Below are 16,278 nucleotides of genomic sequence, written 5' to 3' on the forward strand. Positions count from 1 at the left end.
CAATTGGTTAGACGGTGCGGAGAGGCTCTGCGATGCGGGGAGGGCAAGAACATACAAGATAGAAACACGAGAGAGACATGTTCGTTGCGTTTTCCGGTGCGGGGTCCTGCCGGACGGGCGCCCTGCGCGGGCAGCGGTCACTTCGTGACTTGTGTACCTTTTCTGGTGAGTGAAGGGCGCTGGGCCTCCCGTTGGTCGGCGATGATGGTTCCGGCCAGCGGGAGGACCCATGCTGATGACTTGCCGAGACAGGTATATCCGTCACGAAGTGACCGCCCTCCGCGCAGGAGGCCCGTCCGGCAGGACCTATCTTTCGCTTTAGTTGCCGCCGATGCGGATCTTCATTCCGGCGCGGATGGTGAAGGGCAGGCCGGGGTAGCCGATGGGGCCGATGTGCTGCTGGCCGAGAAGATTGTCGAGCTGGGTGAAGGCTGTGACGTGTCGAGTGGCGTTGAAGAGGAGGTTGAGATCGAGCTTGGCGTAGCCGAAGTCGAGGTCCTGGTTGGGGAGCAGGAGCGTATTGCCGCCGTTGCGGTCGTTGTGAAGCTGGAAGGTGGAGTCGTCACTGCGGCTGGCGAGCGCGCCTTTGATGGCGGCGGAGAATCTGCTGGCGGTGTACTGCACGGCGAAGAAGCCGGTGCTGGGTGGGCGGTTGAAGGGGCGATTGCCGACGATGGGAGAGAGCGCGCCGATGGGGATGCCGGGGAGGTCAGGGTTGAAGGCAGGAGAGACGTTGTCGGAGGTGAAGGACTGCTCGACCAGCGAGGCGAGGTAGGTGTAGCCGCCGCGGAGGAAGAGATGCGTGAGGGGCTGGTATTGGAGCTCGAGTTCGAGGCCCTGGGCGCGGTAGGCGAGGGAGTTCAGTGAGGCGTTGGGGACTTGCAGGGCGATGTTAGCGGGGATGTTGAAGTATTGTTCGAGGCCGTTGGGGGCGAGGCGCTCGAGCTGATGGCTGAACTGGTTGTGGAAGTAGCCGGCTTTGAGGATGAGCTTCTGGTTGAGGATGTTCTGGTCGACGGCGAGGTCGAAGGTGCGGGAGCGTTCGGCGGCGACTGGGCGGATGTTGTAGGTGACGATTGCGGATTGATTGCCGGTCTCGTCAAGGAGGGTGCGGAGGCTGGTGAACTGGTCTTCGAGGGTGGGTTCCTGTACGCCGGTGGCGGCGCTGGCGCGGAGGCTGGTGCCGTGGAATGCGCGATGGCCGGGGCGGACGGGCACGTAGGTGAGGCCTAGGCGCGGGGTGCCTGCGGTGCCGTAGAGGTGGTTGCGCTCGATGGCTCCGCCGAGGGAGTAGAAGAGGCGGTGGCGGATGTCGCCTTGAAGCTGGAGGGTGTACTGGAAGTTGGTGCGCTGGGTCTGCTGGTTGAAGCCGGTGGTGGGGTTGTAGAGGCGGCCGCGCTCGTCTTCGTAGTGGAAGCTGAAGAGGGCGGCGATGCGGTAGGGGAAGGTGTAGTCGGTCTGGTAGTAGAGCTCGTCGCGATTGTGGACGTTGTCGAGGGTGGGTGAGAGGAAGGCGGCTTGTCCGATTGCGGTGTAGCCGTTGGCTCCGCGGAGGGTGACGATGTCGCCGTATTGGATGGCGCCGTTGGGGAGTTGATCGAACTGCTGCTCTTGTTCGCGATGGCGGCTGATGCCGTAGCGGGCGAGGTTGTGCCAGTTCCCTGCCAAGGTGTTTTCGATGGTGAGGCCGGAGACGAGATTCTGATCGGCTTGCTTGCCGGAGGCGGAGAAGCCGTAGATGTCGTGCGCTTGCGGCAGGCCTACGGCGGAGTCGGCATTGCGGAGGGTGAAGCGGGCGGTGGTGTTCGAAAAGATGTTGTAGCCGATGTTGGCGGTGCTCGTGGTGAGGTGGTACTCGTCGCGCGGGAGTGCGTTGGAGGTGTTGAAGCGGCTGAAGGCGGCCTGGTAGTCGAGCCTTTTTAAGGTGCCGGAGAGGATGGCTTCGTTGCGGTAGGTGTGGAAGTTTCCTGCGTCGCCGGTGTAGTCGAGAGTGGGACGGAGGAAGTTGCTGCGAGTGGTGGCGAGGCGGACGACGGAGGCTTCGGCACCGGTGCCATAGAGGGCGCTGTTGGCTCCGCGATAGATCTCGGGGCCGGCGAGGGTGGTGGTGGCGATGGTGCTGAAGTCGAAGTCGCCGCCGATGTTGGCTGCGGGGACGCCGTCGATGAGGATCTTGTTGGCGTCGGGACTGCCGCCGCGGACGTAGAGGCCGATGGGGCCGCCCGCCTGGCCGGTCTGGATCGCGTTGGTGCCGGGGTCCTGGCGGAGGTCGTTGAGTATGTTGATCTGGGTCTCGAGGTCTTGCTTCGGAATGAGCGTGATAGCGGCGGGGATCTGTTGGATTGGCGTGGGGATGCCGGTGGCGGTGACGGCGAGTTGCGGGGTGACGGTGGCGTATTCGAGGACGATGTTGCGAGTGATGATTGCGGTGCGACCGCCGTAGAAGGCGTCTCCGATGCTGGGAGTGAAGGGCGAGGCGGAGGTGAGGAGGACGAAGCGGCCGGGGAGTCCGCTGCGGATCTCATAGGTGCCGTCCATGAGACTAAAGGTGAAGGCGGCGACGCTGCGGCCTTGTATGAGCTGGATGCGGGCGTTGCCGAGAGGGACTCCGAGGGGAGTGGTTACGGTGCCTCGAACGATGACGGCTCTGGCAAGCGGGACGGTGAAGAGAGCGGCGGCGAGGGCGAGAAGGAGGCTGATCGCGCTACGGGGCGCCGGAAGGAACATAGGTTGATTGTAAGTGGGCGAGGTCCTGCCGGACGGGCCCGCTGCGCGCGGCGCGGTCACTTCGTGACTTGTATACCTTGTTATGGCGAGTAAAGCTTGGTGGTCCTCCCTTTGGTCGGAAGTTTATGGGATTAGGAGGAGCTTGCCGGTGGTTCTGCGGGACTCGAGATCGCGATGGGCCTGCGCGGCGTCGGCGAGTGGGTAGACGTGCTCTATGCGAAGCCTGAGGGTATTGTTGGCGACTGCATCGAAGACCTCTTTGGCGCGGTGTTCGAGTTCGGCGCGGGTGGCGATGTAGTCCTTGAGGGTGGGGCGGGTGACGTAGAGGGAGCCCATGGTGGAGAGACGGATGAGGTCGAAGGGCGGGACGGCTCCGCTGGCGCCACCGAAGAGAACGACGAGGCCTCGGGGACGAAGGCACTGGAGAGACTGCTCGAAGGTGGTCTTGCCGACGGAGTCGTAGACGACTGGCAGGCCCTTGTTGCCGGTTAGGGATTTGACCTTCGCGGCGAAGTCCTCTTTGGTGTAGAAGATGATCTCGTCTGCCCCGGCTGCGCGGGCGAGGGTGGCTTTTTCTTCGTTGGAGACGGTGGTGAAGACGCGGGCGCCGAGGGCTTTGGCCATCTGGATGAAGAGGAGGCCAGTACCGCCTGCGCCGGCGTGGATGAGGATCTCGTCGCCGGACTGGACGGGGTAGGCGGAGTGAAGAAGATAGTGGGCGGTCATGCCCTGGAGGATGGCGGCGGCGGCTTGCTGGGTGGTGACGCCTTCGGGGATTGCTACGAGGCGGGTGGCGGGAGCTACCGCGAACTGGGCGTAGGTGCCGGGGATGAGGCACCAGGCTACGCGGTCGCCGGGTTTGAAGGTGGTGACGTCGGGGGCGACGGAGACGATGGTGCCGGCGGCCTCCTGGCCGAGGGTGTAGGGGAGTTTGGCGGGGTAACGGCCCTCGCGGAAGTAGGTGTCGATGAAGTTGACGCCGGAGGCTTCGATGCGGATGAGGGCTTCGCCGGGACCGGGGGCTGGCGTGGGGAGGTCGGTGAGGGTTAGGACGTCGGCGGAGCCGGTGGTGAGGATCTGGATGGCTTGCATGGCTGGTTCAGGTTACAACAGAGCTGCATAGGGAGTAGCTGGTTTAGTTTGGGTGGCCTATTGTGAAGCTCGTGAATCCTTTTCTTCATCTAAACTTGAGATATTAGATTCGAGCCCGCGTGAGATTCTGCGCTGACCGTTGTAACTGTGTGGTGAGTTTTGAGTCGAACGTTTTGAAGAGGATGTGAAGAAGATTATGTCCTGCCGACAGTCTTTGCCTATTGCGATTTACTATGAGCAGCCGAACTGGTTCAAGCCTTTGTTTGCGGAGCTGGATCGTCGGGGTGCGAAGTACGTGAAGCTGGATGCGGTGGAGCATAGCTATGGGCCGGAGGAGCATCCGGAGGAGAAGTATGCCGTGGTGCTGAATAAGATGAGCCCTTCGGCGTGGAATCGCGGGCATGGGGATCAGATCTTCTACACGCTGGGTTATCTGGAGCATCTTGAGAGCCGTGGGGTTCGCGTGGTGAATGGCGTGAAGGCTTATCGGAGTGAGCTGTCGAAGGCGGCGCAGCTTTCAATGCTGGATGCGTTGGGGCTTGGCTATCCGAAATCTCATGTGATTCATCGTGCATCGCAGGCCAGTGCTGCGGCGGAGGGGTTGCGCTTCCCTGTTGTGGTGAAGCCGAACATCGGCGGCAGTGGGAGCGGTGTCGTGAAGTTCCATACGAAGGAGCATCTGGCGGAAGCCTCCGCGATGGAGGGCGGATTGACGCTGGGGATGGATTCGACCGGGCTGGTGCAGGAATTTGTGCCGGCTCGTGGGTCGTTCATCGTTCGGGTTGAGGTGTTGGACGGGAAGTATTTGTACGCGATCAAGATACACATTACCGGCGAGACGTTTGACCTTTGTCCGGCTGATATTTGCAAGACGCCGCTTGGGGTTGAGTTGGATCGAGCAGCTTGCCCGATTGATGCGCCGAAGAATGGGTTGACGGTTGAGGCCTTCGATACGCCGCCTGAGGTGATCGAAGAGGTAGAGCGGCTGATGGTTGCGGCGGGGATCGAGCTGGGTGGCGTGGAGTTTATGGTGGACGATCGCGATGGCGTGAGGATGTACTACGACATCAATGCGCTGTCGAACTTTGTGGCGGATGGGCAGAAGGTCGTGGGCTTCGATCCGTTTGTGAAGCTGGCGGATTGGCTGGAGGATGAGGCGCGGATTGTGAATGAACGACGGGCGGGTGTGGCAGAGCTGGCGGGGACACGCTGATGCGATACGGCTTCTGGTTGCCGGTGTTTGGGGGTTGGCTGCGCAACGTCGAGGACGAGAAGATGGTTGCGAGCTGGGAGTACGTGCGGGACCTGGCGAAGAGGGCGGAGACGATTGGCTATGATCTGACGCTGATCGCAGAGTTGAATTTGAATGACATCAAGGGTGTGGATGCTCCTTCGCTCGATGCGTGGTCGACGACGGCGGCGCTGGCTGCGGTGACGGAGAGGCTGGAGCTGATGGTGGCGGTGCGGCCTACGTTTCATAATCCGGCGCTGCTGGCGAAGCAGGCGGCTTCGATCGATCAGATGTCGCATGGGCGGTTGACGCTGAATGTGGTTTCGAGCTGGTGGAAGGATGAGGCGACGAAGTACGGCGTTCACTTCGATGAGCATGACGACAGGTATGCTCGGACTTCGGAGTGGCTCGATGTGGTGGATGGATGTTGGAAGACGCAGGGGTTTTCTTACAAAGGCAACTACTACGACGTGCGGGAGAATGTGCTTTCGCCGAAGCCGGTGAGCAAGCCTCGGCCTACGCTGTATGCGGGTGGGGAGTCGGAGACGGCGAAGAATCTGATTGCGGCGAAGTGCGATGCGTACCTGATGCATGGCGATGCGCCTGAGGCTGTGGGTAAGAAGATTGCCGATATGCGGGAGCGGCGGGAGAAGCTTGGGCTGGGGCCGATGACGTTTGGCGTGGCGGGGTATGCGGTGGTGCGGGACTCGGAGGCTGAGGCCCTGCGCGAGGTGGAGCGGATTACGAATGTGAAGCAGTCGGCGCGCGGGTATGCGAACTATGAGCAGTGGGTAACGGGGTCGAATCTGCAGACGGAGATCTCGTTGAAGGACTACTCAGTCTCGAATCGCGGGCTGCGATGCGGGTTTGTGGGAACGCCGGAGCAGGTGTCGGAGCGGATGGAGGAGTTTGCGGCGGTGGGGGTGGATCTGGTGCTGCTGCAGTCGAGTCCGCAGGCGGAGGAGATGGAGCGGTTTGGGGCTCAGGTGATCCGCGGCAAGGCAGAGGCGGCGGTTTAGTTTTTTTGTGACTTGGGTGGAGCGTTCATCTTGCGACGGACGCTTTTTTGTGGAAAGACGATGTACCGGGAAGGTTAATTCTCCGCAAGTGCGATGGGTGGCGGCCCGTTGTGTGGAGGGTTATGCTTTGCCATGCTACTTCGTTCCCTCTTGTTGACTTTCGTATTTGTCTGCGGTCTGTTTGCGCAGGATGACCCTGATTGGACCACTCCCCATGCGCCTTTTCGTGTGGCCGGCAACGTTTATTACGTGGGAAGCAAGGACCTGGCGTCCTATCTGATCACGACGTCGCAGGGACATATCTTGATCAACAGCAATTTGGAGAGCAGCGTTGCACAGATAAAGAAGAGTGTCGAAGCGCTTGGTTTCAAGTTCAGCGATGTGAAGATTTTGCTGATCAGCCATGCTCATCGCGATCACTGCGCGGGCAGCAAGCTGTTGAAGGAGTTGACCGGCGCGAAGTACATGGTGATGGATCGGGATGTACCGGTGGTGGAGTCGGGCGGGAAGGCCGATTTTCAATATGGCAAGGGGTCGAGTAACTGGTATCCAGCGGCGAAGGTTGATCGTGTGCTGCATGACGGCGATGAGGTTCGACTGGGGGATGTCGTGCTGGTTGCGCATCTAACCCCGGGCCACACAAAGGGGTGTACGACCTGGACGATGAAGATGAGTGAGGGCGGCAGGGTTTATCACGTTGTGATCGTTGGCAGCCCGAATGTAAATCCGGGATACAGGCTGGTGAAGAGCGCTGTCTATCCGACGATGGCGCAAGACTATGAGTTGACGTTTCGGACCTTGAAGTCGCTGCCTTGCGATGTGTTTCTGGGGGCGCACGGGAGCTATTTTGGGATGGAGGAAAAGTTCGCGAGACAGAGGGCTGGCGACCTCAACCCATTTGTGGATCCGGAGGGGTACAAGGCCTATGTGATGGAGCGGGAACAGGCATTTCGCAAGGAATTGGCAAAGCAGTTGGGAGCTGGGTACTGAGGTGATATGCATCCGACGGGTGATGTACCGGGTACGGGTGTGAGCATAGAATTAACGATGATTTCTTAGTTTGATCGAAGAGCAGAGTCACGGGAGAGGTTGAGGGCCAGAAGTGATTGAATGGATGCAGGGTCGAAGAGGGGCTGGGATATGGCGTGGAGTGTTCCTCGCCGGGATACCGATACTGGTTGCTGGTTGTCACTCGGGGCGTCAGAGCGGTGTCGTTCTGGCAGGTCTCGCCAGTGTGACTCAGCCGAAGACAACCTCATTAGGGCCTAATCATTTAGCGGCTGAGGGTTCGGCAACAATTACGGCCACATGTGGGAAGCAATCCTATGAAAATGCACGCAATGGCTTGATCGTGAGCCAGACGGGATTGCATGAAGACGTCTTTGCGCTCAGGAGTGGAACGTCGTACGCCTCGATCGCCTTCGACCTGGACGATGCGCTGTTCCTTGAGGATGTGCTGAGGAAAGAGTTTAAAGGAAACCAACAGCCGACCGAACAATGGAAGTGTGTTCAGGAGTTTGAGGGATATCTGGAGACGCTAACCGATCCAATGGTTGAGCAGGACAAACTCGCGAAGGAGCTGGATGCTACGGCGTTCAAGGACTCGACCAGGGAGGCGCAGGAAGAGATGAGAAGAGAGAAGGATAACGAGGCGCTGGCCCCGAAGAACTAGTCTGGGGCCGCCCGTTGGGCTACTGAATGAGGCTCTCTTTACTGAATGAGGCTTTCCTCGGAGCGCAGGCGGAGGATGCGGTCTACCGCATAGGGTGCGCGATGAGCGGCTGTGTGGAAGTGCCTTACCTGAAGCTCTCCGAGCAGACCAATGCCCATCATCTGGATTCCGGCGAGGATGAGAATGCCTGCGATGACGAAGAGCGGGCCATGGATGCTCATGATGTGCTGGCCGGTAACGATCTTGAGGATGAGAAGCCAGGCGGCCATGCCGAAGCCGGCCACCATCCCGAATGCTCCGATGGTTCCGAAGAAGTGAAGCGGACGCGTCATGTAGCGGAGCAGGAAGCGGATGGTGAGGAGGTCGAAGAAGACGCGGAAGGTGCGCGAGATGCCGTAGTGGCTCTCGCCAAACTCGCGGGCCGGGTTGGAGATGGGAATCTCGCAGATGCTTGCCCCATACCACGAGGCTAGGGCAGGGATGAAGCGATGCATCTCGCCGTAGAGTGGGATGTTCTGGATGACCTCGCGGCGGTAGGCCTTGAAGGTGGTGCCGAAGTCGTGGATGTCCACGCCGCTGAGTGCGGCCATGAGCCAGTTCGCGGCACGAGAGGGGATACGACGCAGGATGAAGTTGTCGCCGCGCTGGGAGCGCCAGCCACTCACGACGTCGTAACCTTCTTCGAGCTTGGCCAGAAAGCCGGGAATCTCTTCGGGATCGTGCTGAAGGTCGCCGTCCATGGCGAGGATGAAGTCTCCCTGGGCGTGATCGAAGCCGGCTGCGAGAGCGGAGGTCTGACCGAAGTTGCGGCGGAGCTTGATAACCAGGACACGGCTGTCTACGGCAGCGATCTCCTCCAGCAGCCGGTAGGTGCGGTCGCGTGAGCCATCGTCGACGAAGACCAGCTCGAAGGTGTCGTTGACGTGCTCCATGACAGCCTTCAGGCGGTCGTAGAGTGTTGTGACATTCTCTTCCTCGTTATGGAAGGGGACGACGATTGAATATTTCGGCACTTTACTATGATACTCCCGGGGTTGCATTCTTTGGATGTTGACCGGTGAACAAAAGATCTGAATCTGCCAGTTTTTTTCCCGGCAGAAGAGTGTCGGCCTCGCAATCAAACAGCCCTCGGTCGGTGCTAGAACTTGAAGTTCAGGACGACATCCATACTTTGAGGCTTGCCGAGGTAGTACCCTGCTGCGAATTCCGCCTGTTGAACAGCCGCGGTGGCGGCCTCGGCCAAAGTGGAGTCGCCGAGTTCTACCCTGATGTCGCCCACTTTGCCGTCCTCGAGGACATCGACGATCAACCGCACCTGGCCGTGAGTGTGGTGGCAGGCCTTCCCTGCCCTGCAATCCGGAGCTGGCATGCTGATCAGCCGGGGAGGGACGACCGAGGGCATGCTCTGAGCCTCCAGCGTCACAGACACTGGTGCGAGAAAAAACGGCAAGAGGGCCCAGACTGTACGCATAGCCTCATACTCTCACGAGTTGGCCGAGGCGCAACCGCAATTTTTGTGGCATCTGACTGGGTTCGCGCTAGACGATGATCACCCGGACCTGCTTCCGCTGAAAGGCCTCGACCAGCTCGGGGTCGACGCTATCGTCGGTGATGATGGTATGGAGATCGCTGGTGGCGCAGACTTTGACCGAGGTGAAGATGCCGAGTTTGCTTGCATCCGCGACAGCAATGACCTGCCGGGCGTGCTTGACCATCTCTCCGAGAACCAGCGCTTCGTCGGATTCGATGACAGTAAGGCCGTGGTCGGGGTGAATTCCGCAGGCTCCCATGAAGACCTTGTCGAAGAAGAGCCGCTGCAGCGAGTCGAAGGCGGTTGCGCCGACCATCGAGAATGCTCCGGGCCAGCGAATGGAGCCGCCGGTGAGGGTGACACGAGCGTTCGGGAGACTGGAGAACTCCATCCCGATATTGACCGCGTTGGTGACGATGTGGATGCCCTCGCGATGCCGGAGGCTGCGGGCTACCTGGGTGGTGGTGGTGCCGGGCGAGAGCGCGATGGTGTCGCCCTCGTTGACCATCTCGGCCGCGGCGATGGCGATGCGACGCTTCTCGTTGGAGAAACGCTCTTCGCGCAATGGAAAGGCGGCATCGAACCGGAAGGGCTCGTAGGTCATCTTTCCGGCCAGTTCGACGCTGCCGTGGGTGCGGTTTACGAGACCGCGCTGGGCGAGTTTGATGAGGTCCCGCCGGACGCTGGCCGGCGAGGCGTCGATCGTAACTGCCAGATCCTCAACGCAGCTCTGGCCTTTCTGTAGCAGGAGATGGAGTATTTGGTTCGCGCGATCCTGAGTCTTCTGGGCCATGTCTCGTCCATTCTAACCACGCTTAAATGTGCGAACCGCTAACTTTTGGTCAGACCGGCGGTTCTTTTTTGAGTATATGGGCTCGTTTTCTTCAGAATTATGAAAAGTTATGTTGACAAATGTTTACATAGATTTCTATGCTCTACCAACAATTTGATTTTTTCATAACGGGTATTCGGCATGTTCAGCCGTTGTACGCGACGCGGATCTTCCCATGTCCCACCGGCACCCTGGAGTCGTTCAAATGATCAAGGCAGCGCAGAAGATGAAGTTTCTCAAACGTATCTCCGGGATCGTGATTGCGATAGCAGCACTGTTCTGTACACAGGCTCTGCTCGCGCAGACCGTCACCGGCACCATCACCGGAATAGTTACGGACCCGAGTGGCGCAGTCGTCGCCGGTGCGAGCGTACTCGCGCACAACACAGACACGGGTGTGGACTCGAGTGTGACAACGAACTCGGCTGGACTGTATCGAATTCAGTTTCTGCCCATCGGCCAGTACGAGGTGACTGTGGATGCGAAAGGGTTCGACAAAGAGACGATCCCCGCATTTCAACTCGAGGTACTGCAGACCACCACATTCAATGTGAAACTTTCGATCGGATCCTCTGCGGAGGTTGTGAACGTGTCCGAGGCGGCGCCGATTTTGAATACCAGTGACGCCACTTTGAGCGGCACATTTACGACCAATACGATTCAGAATTTTCCTTTGAATGGTCTGGACTTCTCTGCTTTGACGCTTTACATTCCGGGCTCGGTGAGCACGGTAGGGACATCGGGCACGACGAGTATCGAGCGGAGCACACAATATACCGACTCGATCAACCTGAATGGCAACCGGGCCCAGGCGAACAACTACACGCTCGACGGAATCGATCTGAACGAGACGTTTAACAACCTGATCGCGTACAGCCCGGCCCCTGAAGCTCTGCAGGAGATTAAGGTGCTGACGGCGAACTCTCCGGCAGACTATGGGAATGTCAATGGTGCCGGCGTTGTCAGCGTTCTCAAGAGCGGGACCAATCAATTCCACGGGTCGGTATATGGCTATCTGCAGGACTATAAGCTCAATGCGAACTCCTGGACCAATAAGCACTCAACTCCCATTGTCCCGATCAATCCCTTCTCTCAGTCTCAGTTCGGGGGCACGTTTGGCGGTCCAATCAAGCGCGACAAACTGTTCTTCTTCGTCGACTATCTGGGTTCGCGTTTCCACCATGGAGGAACCGCCACGGCGAACGTCTTTACTCAGGCGATGCGCAATGGAGACTTTTCGGCGCTCCTCAACGGCTCCAATCCGATTCAACTGTACGATCCGCTGAACGGCTTTGCACCGTATGCCGGGAATAAAGGCGTTCCGATCAACAACCCAGTTGCGAAGTATCTCTTCGCTCATCCAGAACTGTACCCGTTGCCGAATGCGACACCAACAGACGGAATCGCGGCCAACGACCTGCAAGGCCCGCAGCGAACGTACAGAGCCAACAACCAGGGAGATATCAAGATCGAGTACACGCCGAATGCGGCGGATAAAATCAGCGGGTTTTATGCGAAGTCGGATGCTTACGATGGCGCAACCTCGGTTCTGCCCGTCTCGTTTCCAAACGGAAGCACCTTCCCATCGCAGCTTGGCGGACTTACCTGGACCCACATCTTTTCGCCGTCGATTGTGAACTCTGCGCGCATCGGATATACGCGCATCAATTGGAATCAAGGACTGCCGGTCGATCAGACGGGAGTGTTCGGGACCAATGGCAATACAATCGTCGGCATCACCTTTCCCAATCAGGCCTATCAGGGTTTTACGTCTCAGGGCATCAGCGGTGGCTTGAGCAGTATCGGTAACAGCGCACAGAACAACGGCAGCCTGACGGACAACACCTACAGCTATATCGATAACCTGACATGGCAGCACGGCAAGAGTACGTTCAGCATGGGTGTCCAGGCGCTTCGCTACCAGAACAACTATCCCACCAGCAATAACAACGGCTTCCTTGGATCGCTGAATTACACTGGCGCTTTTTCGAGCAATCCCTCCTTGTCGAACGCGGTTGGATACGGTGGTGCGGACTTCGTGCTTGACCGGGTGAGTTCAGCAGCTGCCACGCTGTCGAGCGTCAATGTCGGACAGCGGCAATGGCGCGTAGCTGGATTCTTCGGCGATGACTACAAGGCGACGTCACGTCTGACTTTGAACGCTGGCGTGCGCTACGAATACGACCAGCCCTGGATTGAATCCAACAACAAGACAGGCAACATCGATATCGCTACGGGTCAGGTGATCTATGCCAGCAAGATTCCCGTCGGTGCGCCTGTTGGCTCTGGCCTGTGCAGCAATCGTGCGTGCTATGACGCCAACTACCGCCAGTTCACGCCACGTCTCGGCTTTGCTTATCAGGCAACGGATCGCTTCGTGATTCGTGGTGGTTACGGTGCTACGAGCTTCTTTGAGGGCAACTCGTCCAATCAGCGTCTGACCTCGATCACTCCCTTCATTCAGGCTGTCAATGTCAACGTCGTGACGCCGACGCCTGGCAATCCGGGAGCCCCGCGTACTGCGGAGCAGGGCTTCAGCGGCAGCACAATCACCGGCGGTGGAACCTTCAACGTGTATCCGCAGAATATTCAGCCGGCTTATGTGCAGGAGTTCAACCTCACCACAGAGTATGCGGTGACACGCTCCTTATCGCTGCAGGTTGGTTATGTCGGCGAAATAGGACAGCATATCGAAGACTACGGCAACCTCAACCAGTGGCGGGTGAACGGAGATCCCACCTCTGCGCCTTACTTCAATAACCAGTTCATCGGCATCAACGCGATCGATCCGACGGTCAGCATCGGCTCCGGTAGCCTGCTGATCACAGAGTCGCGTGCAGCGTCGAACTACCAGGCCCTTCAGACTATTCTCCGTCAGCGCACCAATCATGGGTTGGAGTTCACCGTGAACTATACCTATGGGAAGGCCTTGACCAATAGCGCGGGCAACTATTCAGTCAATACCTCCGGCGCCACCGCTGGGGGCCAAGGTGCTTTCCAGAACTACTACGACAGCGCTGCGGATTGGGGTCCGGCGGCTTACGATGTGCGTCACAACTTCAGTGGCACGGGCGTCTATTCCCTGCCGTTTGGCCACGGCAAGCAGTATCTTTCGGGGGTCAACCGGGTGGTGGATGAGGCCATTGGCGGCTGGAAGGTTTCGACCGCCGCCGTTGTCTACAGCGGATTTCCCGAGACGATCCTTGGCCCCGGGAACAACTCCAACAGCTTCGGCAATTCGCGGCCCAATCAGTATCGTGCTCTGAAGATCGTAAACCGCAATATCGATCACTGGTACGGCACCGATCCTTCGGCTATTCCCTGCACCACTCCCGGGATTGACAACGGTCTGTGCGCCTTTGGAGCACCTGCCCCCAACACCTTCGGCGATGCAAGGAACGGCAACACACGCAGTCCACGTTATCTGAACGTCGATATGTCGGCCTTCAAGGACTTCGCCATCGTCCGTGAGCAGACCCTCGGCTTCCGGTTCGATGCCTTCAATGCCTTCAACATTGCCAGCTATGGCAACCCTGACACCAATATCGGCGACAACAACTTCGGGAATATCTCAAACCAGGGAACGGCTAATGGAATCCAGCAGGCCATTCGTTCCACGGAGCGCCGGTTGCAGTTCTCCGCGAACTATCGGTTCTAGTACGGGCCCAGAAGGCCCTCGATTATTTACCGACCGTGGCATCGCATCACAGGGGCAGGGCTTCGGCTCTGCCTCTGCCACATGTAGGTGTTCCAAATGCTGGCGATGTACTGATAATCGTGTTCCATCGGCACGCTGAAAGCGAACAGAATGGTTGCCGCACATACTATGGCAACACCGTTTCGATCAGAAATATAAATCCTGTCTTCGTTGCTGCTATTTTCGAAGTTACAGAAAAAAGAGGAACACGCTTGGCGTTTTATCTCGCACTAGATGTAGGCGGCACAAAGACTGAGTATGTATTGGCGGATGACACCCACGAACTCGCGAGAGTCCGCGGGGGCACCATCAAACGTATGCGCACCGACGCGAGCACTGCGACGCAGAATCTCGATAAGGCACTTGCCGAGCTGACCGCGTTAACCGGTGTGTCGATGACGTCCATCACCCGAAGCTGTGTCGGTGCGGCGGGCATCACTGTTGCGCTGGTCACCGACTGGATACGCGAAACCTTTGGCGAACGCGTCGGCGGCTCGCTTATCCTTGTTGGGGATGTGGAGATCGCGCTCGATGCTGCTTTCTTCGGTGGACCCGGCGTGCTGGTGATGGCCGGGACCGGGTCGAACGTCGCTGGACGCACCGTTGGTGGTGATCTGACTACCGCCGGAGGGTGGGGGCCTGCCCTGGCCGATCAGGGCTCAGGAAGCAGAATCGGACATCAGGCGCTGCGTGATACCTTTTTTGCTATCGACGAAGATCGTAGAACCACTCTGCTGCCAGCGATTCTTGAGTTGTGGCAGCTCTCCGATCTCGACTCGCTTATCGGCTACGCCAACCAGATCCCTGCCCCCGACTTTACACGCCTCGCTCCTCTGGTAGTGAAGTGCGCGGCGGAGGGAGACGCTGTGGCGCAGAACGTTCTTCAGCGTGAAGCAGAAGAGCTGGCCCACCTTGCGCATCTCGTCATCGAGCGGCTGCGACGCGACGCATCCGACAGCCGTCCGGACTGGGTCCCAGACCTTGCGTTCACGGGCAGCATTCTCGAACATGTCGCACCGATCCGCGACGGAATTGTTCAGGCTCTGCGACGCGAGCACGCTTCCCTGAAGGTGCTGCCCGGCACCGTCGATCCCATACTTGGCGCGCTCTGGCGGGCGCGGAGCGGACAGCTCCCAATCGCAGGTTGAACTGAAAAGAATATCGGCCGGCACCGAATACCGAAGTTTCGCCTCTGATATTCTCAGAATAATGATTATTTGAAGCCATTGTTTTCATTAATTGAATTTTTACTGTATATAGGTAAGGGCCACTCGTGGAATCCATCACTGCGGGGCTTGGCACGTTGACTATTTTCAAGCATTGGAAAGCTCTTGTGGTTCGTGTGATTTGATGCGCAAGATTACGTTCGAACTCTGTGCAGAGACTCTTCAGGCCTGCCTCGCCGCGCGCGAAGGGGGCGCCGATCGCATTGAACTTTGCACCGCCCTCAGCGAAGGCGGTCTAACGCCGAGTCACGCTCTAACGCACGCAGCGGTTCTTCGCAGTGGTATCCCTGTTCATGTCCTGTTGCGGCCTCGAAGTGGCGACTTCCACTACACGGACGATGAGTTCGCCGTCATGCGGGAGGACCTGCTTCACGCGCGCGGACTCGGAGCCAGCGGCTTTGTGCTCGGCATACTCCGCGCCGACGGCACAGTAGACTCCGAACGCACCCGCGAGCTAGTGGAATTGGCGGCTCCGCTTGAGATCACCTTTCATCGCGCCTTCGATTACACCACCTCGCTGGAGCAGGCTCTCGAAGATGTGATTGCCACTGGTTGCGGACGTGTTCTTACCTCCGGTGGCGAACCTGATGTACTGTCGGGAGCGGACAAACTGGCACGACTGGTAAAACTCGCTGACGGAAGAATTGATGTCGCTGTCGGCGGGGGTCTGCGCATCAAGGACGCAAGGGCTCTGGCTCGCGCGACCGGTGCAAGCCATTTTCATGGTTCTCTGCGGCGGAGCGAAGCCAGCAAGATGCAACATGAGCGTCGCTGGGTGCTAGAGGATGCAGACTCACTCGACGGCACCTCACGCTTCGTGGTGGACGCAGCAGATGTGCTCGCCATGATCGAGAACCTGCGAAGTTCCTGACGTCCCAAAACTTTCAACATGTATCAAAGCGGGTTACAAGTCGCTCCAGGCTTAGTCCGGCATGCCCTTGGCTTTGCAGACTGGGCAACTGCGACGATGCTCTCTAAGAATCTCTGCCGCTACATCTTGTTCACGCTCCGCGGTCTGAAGTCTTGCTCTGCGCACGATAAACGGGGATGCGTTTGGAGATGAACTCTCTAAATCATTCTCCGCCGCTAAACGTGTTCTCGTGGCTTCTTCATACTGGCGTTCGATTCTGTAGCATTCCGGGTTTGACATGGCAGCAACGCGTTCACCAGGCTGTCTAATATGAGCACAGAGATCACTTTGACTGGCTCTGTGTCGGACTATAACAGACGCCTCTCCGCGAATTCAAAAGC

12 protein-coding genes are annotated in these 16,278 nt (G+C 58.6%); 7 read left to right on the top strand and 5 right to left on the bottom strand.

Annotated elements, in window-relative coordinates; translation table 11 throughout:
• Positions 1-318: 318 nt before the first annotated feature.
• Both RBB81_RS17550 and RBB81_RS17555 read right to left on the bottom strand, forming a co-directional pair.
• Positions 319-2,727: a TonB-dependent receptor gene (locus tag RBB81_RS17550; protein ID WP_353071532.1), complete on the bottom strand. Its 2,409-nt coding sequence runs from the start codon at positions 2,725-2,727 to the stop codon at positions 319-321.
• A gap of 123 nt (positions 2,728-2,850) precedes the next feature.
• The gene (locus RBB81_RS17555) at positions 2,851-3,819 is read right to left on the bottom strand and encodes a quinone oxidoreductase family protein (protein ID WP_353071533.1); all 969 of its coding nucleotides are present in this window, start codon (positions 3,817-3,819) and stop codon (positions 2,851-2,853) included.
• Positions 3,820-4,015: 196 nt separating this feature from the next.
• Here RBB81_RS17555 and RBB81_RS17560 point away from each other — a divergent pair, with 196 nt between their 5' ends.
• The 4 genes from RBB81_RS17560 (at position 4,016) to RBB81_RS17575 (ending at position 7,741) form a co-directional block, all read left to right on the top strand.
• Entirely contained in the window at positions 4,016-5,032 is a 1,017-nt protein-coding gene (locus RBB81_RS17560) for an ATP-grasp domain-containing protein (RefSeq protein ID WP_353071534.1), read from the top strand.
• The gene (locus RBB81_RS17565; RefSeq protein ID WP_353071535.1) at positions 5,032-6,069 is read left to right on the top strand and encodes an LLM class flavin-dependent oxidoreductase; all 1,038 of its coding nucleotides are present in this window, start codon (positions 5,032-5,034) and stop codon (positions 6,067-6,069) included. Before RBB81_RS17560 ends, RBB81_RS17565 begins: the two co-directional genes overlap by 1 nt.
• 132 nt (positions 6,070-6,201) lie before the next feature.
• Complete coding sequence (gene bla, locus RBB81_RS17570) at positions 6,202-7,059, top strand: subclass B3 metallo-beta-lactamase (RefSeq protein WP_183787975.1); 858 nt, start codon at positions 6,202-6,204, stop codon at positions 7,057-7,059.
• 376 nt (positions 7,060-7,435) lie between these two features.
• Positions 7,436-7,741 carry a hypothetical protein gene (locus tag RBB81_RS17575; protein WP_179584196.1) on the top strand — a complete coding sequence of 102 codons (306 nt, stop codon included), beginning with the start codon at positions 7,436-7,438 and terminating at the stop codon, positions 7,739-7,741.
• A 38-nt stretch (positions 7,742-7,779) separates the two neighbouring features.
• On the opposite strand, the gene RBB81_RS17580 is transcribed toward RBB81_RS17575, so the two are convergent.
• The 3 genes from RBB81_RS17580 to RBB81_RS17590 form a co-directional block, all read right to left on the bottom strand.
• Positions 7,780-8,754 (bottom strand): glycosyltransferase, encoded by a 975-nt coding sequence (locus RBB81_RS17580; protein ID WP_183787974.1) that lies wholly within the window; start codon positions 8,752-8,754, stop codon positions 7,780-7,782.
• 125 nt (positions 8,755-8,879) lie between these two features.
• Positions 8,880-9,212 carry an energy transducer TonB gene (locus tag RBB81_RS17585; RefSeq protein ID WP_179584200.1) on the bottom strand — a complete coding sequence of 111 codons (333 nt, stop codon included), beginning with the start codon at positions 9,210-9,212 and terminating at the stop codon, positions 8,880-8,882.
• A gap of 67 nt (positions 9,213-9,279) precedes the next feature.
• A complete protein-coding gene (locus RBB81_RS17590; RefSeq protein WP_179584202.1) occupies positions 9,280-10,065 on the bottom strand; it encodes a DeoR/GlpR family DNA-binding transcription regulator in 786 nt (261 codons plus the stop codon).
• 244 nt (positions 10,066-10,309) lie between these two features.
• Here RBB81_RS17590 and RBB81_RS17595 point away from each other — a divergent pair, with 244 nt between their 5' ends.
• From RBB81_RS17595 to RBB81_RS17605, 3 genes are all read left to right on the top strand, one after another.
• On the top strand, positions 10,310-13,762 hold the full coding sequence (locus tag RBB81_RS17595; protein ID WP_353071536.1) for a TonB-dependent receptor: 3,453 nt from the start codon (positions 10,310-10,312) through the stop codon (positions 13,760-13,762).
• 251 nt (positions 13,763-14,013) lie between these two features.
• Positions 14,014-14,949, top strand: coding sequence for an N-acetylglucosamine kinase (locus RBB81_RS17600; RefSeq protein WP_179584206.1), 936 nt, complete (start codon positions 14,014-14,016; stop codon positions 14,947-14,949).
• Positions 14,950-15,151: 202 nt separating this feature from the next.
• Positions 15,152-15,898 carry a copper homeostasis protein CutC gene (locus tag RBB81_RS17605; protein ID WP_179584208.1) on the top strand — a complete coding sequence of 249 codons (747 nt, stop codon included), beginning with the start codon at positions 15,152-15,154 and terminating at the stop codon, positions 15,896-15,898.
• Positions 15,899-16,278: the final 380 nt, after the last annotated feature.

This window comes from Tunturibacter gelidoferens (genome assembly GCF_040358255.1).
Lineage (GTDB): Bacteria > Acidobacteriota > Terriglobia > Terriglobales > Acidobacteriaceae > Edaphobacter > Edaphobacter gelidiferens.

What these genes read in the sequence shown, in the direction of transcription:
- RBB81_RS17550 (WP_353071532.1), bottom strand. Translation starts at nt 2,727, where the DNA reads ATGTTCCTTCCGGCGCCCCGTAGCGCGATCAGCCTCCTTCTCGCCCTC.
- RBB81_RS17555 (WP_353071533.1), bottom strand. Translation starts at nt 3,819, where the DNA reads ATGCAAGCCATCCAGATCCTCACCACCGGCTCCGCCGACGTCCTAACC.
- RBB81_RS17560 (WP_353071534.1), top strand. Translation starts at nt 4,016, where the DNA reads ATGTCCTGCCGACAGTCTTTGCCTATTGCGATTTACTATGAGCAGCCG.
- RBB81_RS17565 (WP_353071535.1), top strand. Translation starts at nt 5,032, where the DNA reads ATGCGATACGGCTTCTGGTTGCCGGTGTTTGGGGGTTGGCTGCGCAAC.
- bla (WP_183787975.1), top strand. Translation starts at nt 6,202, where the DNA reads ATGCTACTTCGTTCCCTCTTGTTGACTTTCGTATTTGTCTGCGGTCTG.
- RBB81_RS17585 (WP_179584200.1), bottom strand. Translation starts at nt 9,212, where the DNA reads ATGCGTACAGTCTGGGCCCTCTTGCCGTTTTTTCTCGCACCAGTGTCT.
- RBB81_RS17590 (WP_179584202.1), bottom strand. Translation starts at nt 10,065, where the DNA reads ATGGCCCAGAAGACTCAGGATCGCGCGAACCAAATACTCCATCTCCTG.
- RBB81_RS17595 (WP_353071536.1), top strand. Translation starts at nt 10,310, where the DNA reads ATGATCAAGGCAGCGCAGAAGATGAAGTTTCTCAAACGTATCTCCGGG.
- RBB81_RS17605 (WP_179584208.1), top strand. Translation starts at nt 15,152, where the DNA reads ATGCGCAAGATTACGTTCGAACTCTGTGCAGAGACTCTTCAGGCCTGC.